At 54.7% G+C, this 12,283-nt stretch carries 11 protein-coding genes; all 11 read right to left on the bottom strand.

What is annotated here, in order from left to right; genetic code table 11:
* Nucleotides 1-160: 160 nt before the first annotated feature.
* The 11 genes from def to tsf all read right to left on the bottom strand — a co-directional run bounded on the left by def (nucleotide 161) and on the right by tsf (nucleotide 12,262).
* The gene (def, locus tag BQ5456_RS02360; protein ID WP_022864049.1) at nucleotides 161-652 is read right to left on the bottom strand and encodes a peptide deformylase; all 492 of its coding nucleotides are present in this window, start codon (nucleotides 650-652) and stop codon (nucleotides 161-163) included.
* Between the two features lie 2 nt (nucleotides 653-654).
* Nucleotides 655-2,523: a proline--tRNA ligase gene (locus tag BQ5456_RS02365; protein WP_143037003.1), complete on the bottom strand. Its 1,869-nt coding sequence runs from the start codon at nucleotides 2,521-2,523 to the stop codon at nucleotides 655-657.
* 812 nt (nucleotides 2,524-3,335) lie between these two features.
* The gene (gene ispG / locus BQ5456_RS02370; protein ID WP_071128580.1) at nucleotides 3,336-4,466 is read right to left on the bottom strand and encodes a flavodoxin-dependent (E)-4-hydroxy-3-methylbut-2-enyl-diphosphate synthase; all 1,131 of its coding nucleotides are present in this window, start codon (nucleotides 4,464-4,466) and stop codon (nucleotides 3,336-3,338) included.
* Between the two features lie 155 nt (nucleotides 4,467-4,621).
* On the bottom strand, nucleotides 4,622-5,911 hold the full coding sequence (locus BQ5456_RS02375; RefSeq protein WP_071128581.1) for a M50 family metallopeptidase: 1,290 nt from the start codon (nucleotides 5,909-5,911) through the stop codon (nucleotides 4,622-4,624).
* A gap of 9 nt (nucleotides 5,912-5,920) precedes the next feature.
* The gene (dxr, locus tag BQ5456_RS02380) at nucleotides 5,921-7,186 is read right to left on the bottom strand and encodes a 1-deoxy-D-xylulose-5-phosphate reductoisomerase (RefSeq protein ID WP_235858517.1); all 1,266 of its coding nucleotides are present in this window, start codon (nucleotides 7,184-7,186) and stop codon (nucleotides 5,921-5,923) included.
* 4 nt (nucleotides 7,187-7,190) lie between these two features.
* The gene (locus BQ5456_RS02385) at nucleotides 7,191-7,742 is read right to left on the bottom strand and encodes a DivIVA domain-containing protein (protein WP_071128582.1); all 552 of its coding nucleotides are present in this window, start codon (nucleotides 7,740-7,742) and stop codon (nucleotides 7,191-7,193) included.
* Complete coding sequence (gene rlmN, locus BQ5456_RS02390; RefSeq protein WP_071129887.1) at nucleotides 7,739-8,944, bottom strand: dual-specificity RNA methyltransferase RlmN; 1,206 nt, start codon at nucleotides 8,942-8,944, stop codon at nucleotides 7,739-7,741. The genes BQ5456_RS02385 and rlmN overlap by 4 nt, the downstream gene beginning before the upstream one ends.
* Before the next feature lie 110 nt (nucleotides 8,945-9,054).
* Nucleotides 9,055-9,870 (bottom strand): phosphatidate cytidylyltransferase, encoded by an 816-nt coding sequence (locus BQ5456_RS02395; protein WP_205407841.1) that lies wholly within the window; start codon nucleotides 9,868-9,870, stop codon nucleotides 9,055-9,057.
* 75 nt (nucleotides 9,871-9,945) lie between these two features.
* Nucleotides 9,946-10,503, bottom strand: coding sequence for a ribosome recycling factor (frr, locus tag BQ5456_RS02400; RefSeq protein ID WP_071128583.1), 558 nt, complete (start codon nucleotides 10,501-10,503; stop codon nucleotides 9,946-9,948).
* A 4-nt stretch (nucleotides 10,504-10,507) separates the two neighbouring features.
* The gene (gene pyrH / locus BQ5456_RS02405) at nucleotides 10,508-11,206 is read right to left on the bottom strand and encodes a UMP kinase (protein ID WP_071129888.1); all 699 of its coding nucleotides are present in this window, start codon (nucleotides 11,204-11,206) and stop codon (nucleotides 10,508-10,510) included.
* A 219-nt stretch (nucleotides 11,207-11,425) separates the two neighbouring features.
* Complete coding sequence (tsf, locus tag BQ5456_RS02410) at nucleotides 11,426-12,262, bottom strand: translation elongation factor Ts (protein ID WP_071128584.1); 837 nt, start codon at nucleotides 12,260-12,262, stop codon at nucleotides 11,426-11,428.
* Between the last annotated feature and the right edge of the window lie 21 nt (nucleotides 12,263-12,283).

A 12,283-nucleotide genomic window follows, 5' to 3' on the forward strand; every position in this document is an offset into this window, starting at 1 on the left:
AGGACAAACACAGCCCTCGCGTCCAGGCTCTTGCGCGGGGGCTATATTTGTCCGATAAGGCTAGGCGGGCGTAAAACTCGAAAACGCCAACGGCTTTTTCGAGTTTTTGGGCAGGAGGATAAATATAGCCCCCGTGCTTAAGTGCGATTTCAGAGGGCAGCTACAGACCTTTTTCGCGAATCTCTTTGAAAGCTTTGCGGCGCGTTAAGCGATCCAGGCGATCAAGATAGAGATGCCCATCGAGGTGGTCACATTCATGCTGGATGCAACGCCCCATCAGTTCTTCGCCCTCAACCACTTTCGGCTTGCCATCCAGGTCAATCCCTTCGGCACGCGCATACCAGGCGCGCTGACAGGGGAAGAACAGTCCCGGCACCGAAAGGCACCCTTCATCGCCGTCTTGGTATTCGTCTTCAGAAACTTCTACCAGCCGAGGATTAAGAATATAGTCAACTTCCCCATCAATATTCCAGGAGAAAGCCCGCAGCCCCACGCCAATCTGGTTGGCGGCGAGACCGGCCCGCCCGTCGGCATCTACCGTTTCCAGCAGGTCTTCTACCAGCTGTTTTATATGTTCATCGATCTCGCCCACCGGTTCACAGGGGGTACGCAAAATCGGGTCACCGATTACTCTGATTTCTCGAAAAGCCATGGTTATTCCTCCTCGCTACCCGCTGCCACCGCAGCTGCCGGAACGATTTTTTCTGCCCGTGCATAGGCTTTCGCAAGGTCGCTGCGCACCCTGTCACTGACATACTGGAAGGCATCTGCAACTGGGATTTCGCTGCGTTCGCCAGTGGCGCGGCAGCGCACTTCCACGGTTCCTTCTTTGAGCCCGCGCCCAATCACTACCAGCCAGGGCATACCTAGCAGTTCCGCATCCTTGAACTTTACCCCGGCAGAGACTTTCTTGCGGTCATCAATCAAAGTATCGATTCCGGCGGCGGTGAGCTGGTCTCCCAGCTTTTGCGCGGCCTCGAAAAGTTCTGCCCCTTTACCAGTAACCAGCACGTGTGCCTGGAAGGGCGCCACATTGGTGGGCCATTTGAGCCCCACCTCATCGTGATATTCCTCGGCGATAGCAGCCATGACCCGGGAGACTCCGATGCCGTAGGAACCCATGGTAACTACCTGGGATTTTCCGTTTTGATCTAGTACGTTTAACCCCAGGGCTTCGGAATACTTTGTTCCGAGGGCGAATATATGCCCGATTTCAATCCCGCGGGCGGTCTGCAAGGCTCCGGAACCATCAGGCGCCGGATCCCCATCGCGCACTTCGGCGGCTTCAATAAAGCCGTCACCGCGGAAATCTCTGCCGGCCACCAGGTGATAAATATGGGTGTCTTCTTTACCGGCACCCGCGATCCATTCGGTACCTTCCACTACCCGCGGATCTAGGAGGCAGCGGGGGCTGCCAGTAATATTCCCGTCCTCGTCTACTTTCCGATCCGGATGATCAGGCCCGGCACAGGTAGGACCGGTAAAGCCTGGCACGATATTGGGGTAAGCGGCCATATCTTCCGGGGTAGCCATTTCCACATCTGCCCCCAGAGAAGCCTCCAGGCGGCGCATATCAATCTCGCGATCCCCGGGTACTCCCAGGAGCAGCACTTCCCGTTTCCCATCCGCATAGGTGGCAGCAACCATGAAGGCTTTCAAAGTGTCAGCTTTATTCCACACCCGACCATCTTTGCGGGGGAAATGCTCATTCGAGTATTCCACTAGCGCTTCAATAGTGTGTGCACCAGGGGTTTTACGTTCAATTGCCGCCGGAACCTGCGAATAATCTTTCGGCTCCGGGGCAATAGTGGTCACGGCCTCCACATTGGCCGCATAACCGCCCTCAGAGCGCACAAAAGTATCTTCCCCAATAGCGCAGGGGAATATAAATTCTTCAGAGCGGGAGCCTCCCATAGCGCCTGCCATCGCGGAACAAATCACGAAATCTAGCCCCAGCCGCGAGTAAATCCGCTGATAGGCGCGGCGCTGCTCTTGGTAGGAGGCTTCCAGTCCTTCATCATCAATATTGAAAGAGTAGGCGTCCTTCATAATGAATTCGCGTCCGCGAATCAGGCCAGCCCGGGGGCGCGCCTCGTCCCGATACTTTTCTTTTATCTGGTAGAGGACGACTGGCAAATCCTTGTAGGAAGAATAAAAGTCTTTCACCAGCAGGGTGAACATTTCTTCGTGAGTGGGTGCCAACAGGTAGTCAGCGCCCTTGCGATCCTGCAGCTTAAACAGGGAAGGCCCGAACTCCTCCCAACGGTTGGTCGCTTCATAGGGTTCGCGCGGCAGCAGCGCCGGAAAAGCCACCTCGAGGGCGCCGATCCGATCCATTTCTTCGCGTACTACCTGTTCTACGCGCCGAATCGTGCGCAGCCCCAGGGGGGTCCAAGTGTAAATCCCGGGCGCGGCGCGGCGAATATAACCGGCGCGCACCAGCAGTTTATGGGAATCCACCTCGGCATCTACCGGGTCTTCCCGCAAAGTCCTGACAAAATAAGTCGACATATTGTAAGCCACGTTCGCCAGTTTAGTAGATGATTCAAAGGAACCTAAACCGCGCCCGCCTCGCAGGAATCTTGTTAAAGGCTTCTGTAGTAGGAGCGCGGGAGCTATCCGCTAGATCCGCGCGAGCGAGAAGTTTTCCTCCCGCCCAAAAACTCGCAACTGCCCGCGGACAGTTGCGAGTTTTACGCCCGCCTAGCCGACTCGGATAAAACTTCTCTCTCGCGCTCGGGGTTACGGTCGTAGACAAGGACTCTACGCCCAGCTTGAAGTGCCAAGAGCAAACTTGCGTTGACGATGTATTCCTGCAGGAAACGGCGCGGGGAAACAATAAAAAGACGGGCGGCTTAAACGGGGAAGGTCGTTTTTATCCGAGCTGGCAGCCTTTATTCGCATGGTTTCAACTTCGGATACCCGGCTATTCAAAAGGAAAGCGGTAAGACCCTTGAGCTCAAGAATTCGGTAAACGTCGCTAGGGTGTCGGGGTTTTCGTGGAGGAATGAGAAAAGATAAGCGCTCAGGCTGGACTTAAGCGGGGAGGATTGGTTTTATCCGAGTAGGCGCGGTGGGCATAAGAATTCGGGAAACGTCGCTACGTTTTCCGAATTCTTGGGCAGGAGGAAAAATCAATCCTCCCCGCGAGAAAACCCTCTAGGCTTTAGGATTTTTAGGGCAGGAGTGGGAAAAGATGCGAGAGGGACACGTTATTAACCATTACCTTCAGAATCGGATACGTCCCCAATTAGAAAGTTCCAAATACGCCCTTGTCATTTTTACGAGGCTCACCGGGGTCCCCCGAGCGCTTTTCCCGCTTCTGTCTCGATGGACTAAACGGTTACCTCAACTTCGCCAGAGCCTTCTTCTAGACCTAGCAGCTCGGCTTGGCGGTGAGCCTCCGCAATCAGGGTAGGCACGATTTCTTCCTCGGGAACCGTCTTGATCACTTTACCTTTGATAAAGATCTTGCCTTTACCGTTACCGCTGGCTACCCCCAGGTCGGCTTCGCGTGCCTCGCCAGGACCGTTTACAACGCAACCCATCACCGCTACACGCAGCGGCACTTTAATCTCGTCTTTTAGCGCATCGGTGACGGCGTTTGCCAAAGTGTAAACATCGACTTGGGCGCGTCCGCAAGAGGGGCAGGAAACAATCTCCAGGGTGCGTTCTTTTAGCCCCATGGATTGCAGGATTTCAATCCCGACTTTGATTTCTTCTACCGGATCAGCAGAGAGAGAAACCCGGATAGTATCCCCGATACCTTGACGCAGCAGGGCCCCGAAGGCGGTCGCGGATTTAATAGTGCCTTGGAAAGCCGGTCCCGCCTCGGTTACTCCCAAGTGCAGCGGCCAATCCCCCATTTCACTCAGCAGTTCATAGGCGCGAATCATGGTTACCGGGTCATGGTGTTTAACCGAGATTGCAAAGTCGTGAAAATCGTATTGTTCAAAGAGCCGCGCCTCATTAACCGCGGATTCCGCCAAGGCTTCCGGGGTGGCTTTACCGTGGCGCGCCATTACCCGCGGGTCCAGGGAACCGGCGTTGATTCCGATCCGCAAAGCGGTGCCGTGCTGGCGGGCGCATTTGGTGATTTCTTCCACCTGGTCATCGAATTTGCGGATATTTCCGGGGTTAACCCGCACTCCGGCGCACCCGCCTTCAATGGCAGCGAATACATATTTAGGTTGGAAATGAATATCAGCTACCACCGGAATAGTAGATTTTTGGGCGATTATCGGCAGTGCCTCCGCGTCATCCGCGCTGGGGCACGCTACTCGCACAATATCGCACCCTGCAGCGGTAAGCGCCGCTATCTGCTGCAAGGTAGCCCCAATATCGGTAGTTTTGGTGGTGCACATAGATTGCACACTAATCGGGGCGTCTCCCCCGATAGCTACGCTTCCGCAATGAATCTTGCGAGTTTTCTTCCGCGGAAAACCCATCGGCTTAACTTCCGGCATTCCTAGTTCAACACTCACGTTCCTATTATGACGCCTAAGCCGCTAAACCCCTACTTTCCCCAAGACTTCCCTCTCTACCGGCGCTGTTCCTCGCTGTATCACGGGCATCCTGAGGCTGATATCGGAAGTTCGACCGTTAGTAATATCGCCGGAAGCTACGGCAAGCGAATCGGATCCACAATATCGGCCACCATCAGCAGCACGGTCATCGCAATCAACAGCCCCGCCACCAGGTATGTTAGTGGCACCGCTTTCGCGGCATCGATGGGACCGGGAGCGGGACGAGAACGCAGCCGCGCATAGCCGTTTTTAATTCCTTGCCAACAGGCTCCGGCAATATGGCCGCCATCTAGCGGAGGCAGCGGAATCAGGTTGAATACAAACAGCGCCATATTTAGCGAAGCCAATAGGGAAAGCAGCCCTCCGGCACGGTCAGCCAAGGTTATTTGGGTGGCCGGGGCGGAACCGATTTCTCCGGCGATGCGCCCTACCCCCAATACCGACATGATGCCGGAGCTATCTCGCGGAGTGTCGGTAAACACTGAAACCCCTACATTCCATACTGCTACCGGCAGTTTTAAGACTACTGCCCCGGTTTGGTAGAACATTTGCCACATGGTTTGCCCGTAGGTGGCAAGCCCAGTGCTTTGCCGTACCGAACGTGCATAGAGACCGGCTTTCCCCTCTACCCCGGAAAGGTGTAGGTCAAGAACTTCCCCGTCGCGCCGCACCGAAACGGTAGCGTCTCCATGAGTTGCCTGCGCATATTTGCGCAGGTCTTCCCAGGTGTTGATTTTCTTACCGTTCCAGGCAAGCAATACATCCCCGGATTTAATTCCGGCTTTGGCTCCCGGTGACGGCTGGGCTCCCTCCTGGGAGCATTCGACCACCTGACCGGCTTTTAGGCAAACCGCTTTATCGACTGTAGTGGTAGGGGTGGCAATCCCAATCCCCAACATAGCTACCCCCATCAGCACGAACGCTAGGAATAGATTCATGACCGGTCCGCCGAACATCACTACCAGGCGATGCCGTACCGGTAAGTTATAAAAGGCGCGGGAACGCTGCTCTAGGGGGATTTCTGCTAGCGAGGCATCGCGGGCTTCTTGCGACCAGGTAGGAACCAAGTTTTCGGCTTGCTGCGGCTCCAAGGCACGCGCCTGACGTACCGAAAGTTTCTTACCGTCAAGTTTGTATCCAAACTGATCCGGGTCGCCCGGCCCATACATTCCCAAAATCCGGCAGTATCCCCCCAAGAGGATAGCTTTTACCCCGTACTCGGTTTCCCCCCGTTTACGCGAAAACAAGGTGGGCCCAAAACCAATCATGAACTGAGGAACTAACGCCCCGAATTTCTTAGCGGGCAGCAAATGTCCACATTCATGCAGGCCAATAGAGATGATTAGCCCGATAACCAGAATTATTATTCCCAGCAAAAACGCCATGGAGGTAGCCTACCTAGTGTTTATGACAATTTCCTGAGCCTTAGCTTTCGCCCAGGTTTGTGCGTCCATTATTTGCCCTAAATCCGGATTATCAATACCGGTATGTTCCGATAAAACTTGCGCTAAAGAATCCACTATTTGCAAGTAGGGCAAGTTTCCGTTAAGGAAGGCATCAACAAAAACTTCATTGGCGGCGTTATAGACCGCCGGGTGGGAGGCGGAGGCTGCCACTGCGGCTCGAGCCAGTTTTATCGCCGGGAAAGTTTCATGATCTACCGGCTCGAACTGCCACTGCTGGGCGCTAGTGAAATCCAAGGGGGTAACCGGTTTTTCTAGGCGCGCCGGCCAATCTAACCCCAAGGCAATCGGCAGGCGCATATCGGGCGGGGAGGCCTGCAAAATAGTGGCACCATCGCGCCAAGTAACCCCAGAGTGAACAATCGACTGCGGGTGAATCACCGGCACAATGTTTTCCGGCTCAGCGTCGAAAAGCAGATGTGCTTCTATCAGCTCTAATCCCTTGTTCACCAGGGTAGAAGAATTGATAGTTACCACTGGCCCCATCGACCAAGTGGGGTGGTTAAGCGCTTGCTGCGCGCTGACCTGAGCTAAATCCGCACGTTTCTTACCCCGGAAAGGTCCACCGGAAGCAGTGAGGATAATCTGACTAACTTCACTGCATCCATCCTGGTTTACACTGGTTAGCCCCTTATGGTGGACACCGCTAGCCAAAGCCTGGGCAATCGCCGAATGTTCGGAGTCAACCGGTACGATCTGACCAGGGCGCTGACAGGCTGCTTTCACTAGGGCACCGCCCACAATCAAAGATTCTTTATTTGCCAATGCCAGGGTGGCTCCGCTTTCCAATGCCGCCAAAGTGGGAGCCAAGCCCACTCCACCGGTAATCCCATTGAGTACCACCGCTTCGCGGTCAGCTCGCCTAGCCAAAAGCTCACTAGCATCTTCCCCGGTCAAAACCTCGGGTTGATATTTTGCTTTGCTGTCGGAAAGCTCCGCAGCTAGCGCATCAGCAAATTCCTCGCCCTTATCTAAAGAAATCGCTATTATCTCCGGGCGGAAACTGACGGCTTGGCGCGCCAGCAAAGCAAGGTTAGCCCCACCGGCACTAAGGGCGCGGACACAAAAACGCTCCGGATTTTGAGTGATAACTTCTAGGGCTTGGGTGCCGATGGATCCGGTTGATCCCAAGATGAAAACGTCGCGCACTACCTCTCCCCAATCACCAGTATTATTTTGGCGGCGTCCCGCCCGCAAACGGTTATTCTACCGCCAGCAATACCTCTATCGCCCGCGAGAGATAGGCATCAACTACGCCCTCTTTATAGGCTTTTTCATTCTTGGCGGTCTTAAAAGTGGCGTTGCGAATCTCGGCAGAAGTCATCCCCTCATCCGAGTCGAAATACTCCGCTAAACGGTCAAGGAGTTCATCTACCTGGGCAACGTCATAACCTTTACCATCCGGGTGGGCAAAACGTTTGCCCCGGGGACGGAGCATCCGAGGATAAAGCGTGGTTGCCCGTTGCGCAACCCGCTCCATCCAGGCTTGGGAACCATTAACCGCCACGTTATCGGCGCGATCCCGGCGCACGAACGCCGCCTCTAGGCGATCCATTGCCTGGTCGATGGCGCTAGTTTGATAGCCCCGCCGCACCAGGTCAAAATGCGCACCCCGCACCTGGGCAGCCGAGAACTTTTCCGCAGGCACCCCACCCTCGTAGGCTTTACGAGCTTTAGCAAAAAACTCGTCTACCTGGGATGGGTCGTATCCCCGCGTAAAAAAACCGGCTCGCGGAAAGCTGTTCTCACTCATTTGCCAGCCCTCTCCTTCCGAGATTTGGTCGCCAATTGGCCACACGCTCCGTCAATGTCCTGTCCGCGAGTATCGCGGATAGTGGTAGTTATACCTCTACTTTCCAGGGTATCCACAAATTCGGCTTGAGCGTGGGATTCACTCGCCGTCCAGATGGATCCGGGAGTGGGATTTAAAGGAATCGGGTTCACATGCGCCCAGCCATGCCCGCGAGCATTAAGTAAATCTGCCAGCAGCCCCGCCCTCCAAACTTGATCATTCATATTCTTGATCAGGGCGTATTCGATGGAGACTCGCCTACCGGTAGCTTGAAAATACTGGTAGGCGGCATCTAAGAGTTCGCTAACCTTGAACCTAGAATTTACCGGAATCAACTGGTCACGCAATTCGTCATCGGGGGCATGCAGCGAAATCGCCAAGGTCAGCGGGATTTTTTCTTCCGTCAGTTTTTTGATTCCCGGCACCAGTCCCACGGTCGAAACCGTGATTCCCCGCGCCGACATCCCGAATCCTTCCGGGGGCTCAGCGATCAGACGGCGCACCGCGCCTAGCACTGCCCGATAGTTCACCATCGGCTCGCCCATCCCCATAAACACCACGTTGGAGAGGTGGCAGGGATCCCCGCCCAGTTCGCCCTCCTCGCAGGCTTTACGTGCCAGACGCACCTGTTCCACGATTTCCGCGGTAGAAAGATTACGGGTCAGCCCCATTTGCCCCGTGGCACAAAACGGGCAGGCCATTCCGCATCCCACTTCGCATGAAATACACAAGGTGGCGCGGGAAGGATAGCGCATCAGCACTGATTCCACTTCGGCACCATCAAAAAGCCGCCACAGGTATTTGCGGGTCATTCCTTGGTCACCGCTACGTACCACTACTTGCTCAATCAGGGGCGGAAAAGCCAGATCCGTGAGTTTTTCGCGCCCATTTGCGGGCAGATCCGACATTTGCTGCGGATCAGTTGTCAGATGCGTGAAATAGTGGCGCGATAACTGGTCAGCGCGAAAAGCCGGAAAACCGGCCTCTTTTAGCATTTTTTTGCGCCCCGCCAAATCAAAATCCGCTAAATGTACCTGCGGTTTTACCCGCTTGGTTGCTTGAAAACGTAGCACCGGACGCGCATCCGGGCTTCTGGCGCCTTCGGGGGCTTGATCCGTGGGCATTACTTGGGCAGGATCGCGGCGAGGGCGAGCCCGGCGCATCAGGTCTTTATCACTGGCAGCACTCTTGGGGAGAGCACCTGCCTTTCCCCTGGATTTAACCGTAGTTTTACCTTTTCCCAGGGCTTTTTCTTTCGCCATTGCTGCCGCCCTTAAAAGATAAATAGGGAAACTACAAAGAACAGCGGCACCGTGATTAGCAGCGAATCCAAGCGATCCATCACCCCGCCATGACCGGGCAATAGGTGCCCCATATCCTTTAGCTGTAAATCTCGCTTAATCAGAGATTCCCCCAGGTCACCACAGGTGGCGATCACCGGGGTTAATATCCCCAGTACCGCGATTGCCCAAAGCGGAGTTCCGGTCACCCAGATGGCGATAGCGGCGGCCACCGTACACATCACCACCGAGCCGGCGAAACCTTCCCAGCTTTTCGCGGGAGAAACTGCCGGAGCCATCGGGTGTTTACCTTTAAGCACCCCCGCCGCATAACCACCAATGTCATTACAGATAGTGATGACAATCCAGAGGATAATTGGCGCCGGGTGATGCGGGTTATGCAGCATAATTACCACAAAAGAGGCCAAGAACGGCAAATAGATAGCGACAAAGCAGGTAGCTAAAAGGTCACGGGTAGCGAACTTAGAAGGCCCCACGCTTAGACGCCAAATCGCGCAAGTAATCAGGGTCGCCAGCAGCGCCGCCCACAGTCCCTCCGGTCCTAGCAGATAGGCGCAAAGCATCATCCCGATAGTGCCTACCCATAAAGGAGGCAGACACAGCTTTATCCGGATACGTGCGAGGGCTCTGGCCATCTCTACTTCCGCCATAATCGCCACTACCATTACAAACACCAGGAATAAGACCGTGGGTGCCAATAGCAATGCCAGCACCAAGGCTCCGAGCCCTACGCCCACTCCAATCGAAGCAGGTAGGTTGCGTCCTGCCCGCGACTTTTTAGCTTTCACGGGCGGATTCTTCATAGGTTCCGGGTTCATAACAGAGGCAGATCCCTCGCTTATGGCGTGGGGACGTTGATTCAACTACATCTCCATTAGTTCTTTTTCTTTGGCCTCTAGCAGGGCGTCCATGGTGTCAACCTGCTTTTTCGTCAAAGCCTCGATCTCTTTTTCGGCACGCGCCACTTCGTCCTCGCCAGCATCGCCATCTTTCTTTAGCTTGCCCAGCTGGTCCATGGCTTTACGGCGGATACCACGAATGGATACCCGACCTTCCTCGGCCTTTTGTCCCGCGAGCTTTACGTAATCACGGCGACGTTCTTCAGTCAGTTCCGGCAGAGTCACCCGAATGTGGTTACCTTCATCGGTGGGGTTAACCCCCAGGTCGCTGTCACGAACTGCTTTAATAACATCATTGGTAGAGGATTTATCATAAGGGGAAATCAGCACGGTGCGCGGCTCGGGGATATTGATCGTGGCCAGCTGCTGCAAAGGCGTGGGCGCCCCATAGTACTCCACCAAAATCGGGTTGAACATGGCGGCATTAGCGCGCCCGGTGCGAATCGCAGTGAACTCTTCCCGAGAAAACTCGATGGCTTTTTCCATTTTCTCCTCGGCCTCGAGCAGAATATCGTCAATCACTTGGCTACTCCTTTTCAGCAGAAACTAATGTACCGATTGTCTCACCCAGGAGGGCGGAAGTAACGTTGCCAGGCTCGGACATACCAAAAACACGGGTATTAAGACCATTGTCCATACAAAGACTGAAGGCGGTGGCGTCCATAACTTTTAGCCCCTTCTGTAGGGCTTCCTGATAGGTAAGGTAGTCAAAACGGGTGGCATTGGGGTCGCGCTTGGGATCTGCACTATAGACCCCGTCAACCCCGTTTTTACCTACTAATAACTCTTGGCAATGGGTTTCGAGGGCGCGCTGGGCGCTCACGGTATCGGTAGAAAAGAACGGGAGACCCGAGCCGGCACCGAAAATCACTACCCGCCCCTTTTCCATGTGGCGCACTGCTTTTAGGGGGATATAGGGTTCGGCAATCTGTCCCATGGTAATCGCGGTCTGTACCCGGGTGGTTACCCCTGCCTGTTCCAGCAGATCTTGCAAGGCCAGGGAGTTCATTACCGTTCCCAGCATTCCCATATAGTCGGCGCGCGCCCGATCAAGACCGCGCTGGGATAGTTCCGCCCCCCGGAAGAAATTTCCCCCGCCGACTACCACTGCGACCTGGACTCCTTGCTCAACTGCAGCCCCAATCTGGTGAGCTACCGAGTTAATTACGTCCAGATCCATGCCGACGTGTCCGCCTCCAAAGACTTCTCCAGACACTTTCAGCATCACTCTGCGTTGTTTATTCGCGACTTCTTGGTTCACCCTTGTCCCCTTAAAATATCGTTACTGGTCGGTAGGCAACCTATTACTACCTTAACCCGAAGATTACTGGCTGGGGTCACCCCCAAATGTTTCTTACTTGATTGTCCCGGTAAAACCCGGGTGCAGTCCCCTGGACATAAAAGTGTGGCCCCAGGATTTTCCTGAGGCCACATCTTTATTTGCTTAAGACCCTACGTGGAAACGGGCAAAAGCGGTAACTTTACCGCCGGCCGCCTTCACGATTTGTCCTACCGACTTCTTAGGATCTTTCGCAAAATCCTGGTCTAGTAGGCAGTTGTCTTTGTAGAAGGAACCCATCCGACCTTCCACAATCTTGTCAACGATCTTTTCGGGCTTGCCCTCTTTAATGGTCATTTCCCGCAGAGTTTCGCGTTCCTTATCCAGTTCGGACTGGGGAACTTCCTCGCGGTCAATGAAACGGGGGCTGTAAGCGGCAATGTGCAACGCAATATCGTGAGCGACTTCGGCGCCGGCCTTATCGGTGGCTACCAATACCCCGACCTGCGCAGGCAGATCCGCGGAGGAGTAGTGCAGGTAGCTGGTCACCGCCTCGCCCTCGATCCGGGTAACTTTACCCAAAACAATATTTTCGGAGAAGAGGGCGCCGATTTCTTCGACCTTGTCTTTCACGGTGCCTTCGCCGCATTTAGCAGCCAGCAGCTGGTCGCGGGTGCTTACTCCGCTGTCTACCAGCGCCTGCATGATTTCTTCGGCGGCCTGAACAAACTTGGGGGACTTGCCCACGAAGTCAGTTTCGGAGTTCAGCTCTAGCATTACCCCGACCTGTCCGTCCGCGGTATCCAGCACTTTTGCCATAACCAGACCATTAGCGGTAGAACGATCTTCCCGCTTAGCCAGGGATTTCTTACCCGCCAAACGAATCGCCTTTACGGCTGCGTCCTTGTCGCCGTTTGCCTCTTCCAGTGCTTTCTTTACTTCCATCAGACCTGCGCCAGTTAGTTCACGCAGCTCTTTAATGTCTTGCATCGAAATAGCCATAAGTATGTTCCTCTCGTTAAC

The organism is Varibaculum massiliense, assembly GCF_900106855.1.
Lineage (GTDB): Bacteria > Actinomycetota > Actinomycetes > Actinomycetales > Actinomycetaceae > Varibaculum > Varibaculum massiliense.

Bases quoted from the DNA above. Each gene is read 5' to 3' on its own strand.
- BQ5456_RS02385 (WP_071128582.1), bottom strand. From the start codon at position 7,742: ATGAGTGAGAACAGCTTTCCGCGAGCCGGTTTTTTTACGCGGGGATAC.
- BQ5456_RS02375 (WP_071128581.1), bottom strand. From the start codon at position 5,911: ATGGCGTTTTTGCTGGGAATAATAATTCTGGTTATCGGGCTAATCATC.
- tsf (WP_071128584.1), bottom strand. From the start codon at position 12,262: ATGGCTATTTCGATGCAAGACATTAAAGAGCTGCGTGAACTAACTGGC.
- def (WP_022864049.1), bottom strand. From the start codon at position 652: ATGGCTTTTCGAGAAATCAGAGTAATCGGTGACCCGATTTTGCGTACC.
- pyrH (WP_071129888.1), bottom strand. From the start codon at position 11,206: ATGCTGAAAGTGTCTGGAGAAGTCTTTGGAGGCGGACACGTCGGCATG.
- ispG (WP_071128580.1), bottom strand. From the start codon at position 4,466: ATGCCGGAAGTTAAGCCGATGGGTTTTCCGCGGAAGAAAACTCGCAAG.
- rlmN (WP_071129887.1), bottom strand. From the start codon at position 8,944: ATGCGCCGGGCTCGCCCTCGCCGCGATCCTGCCCAAGTAATGCCCACG.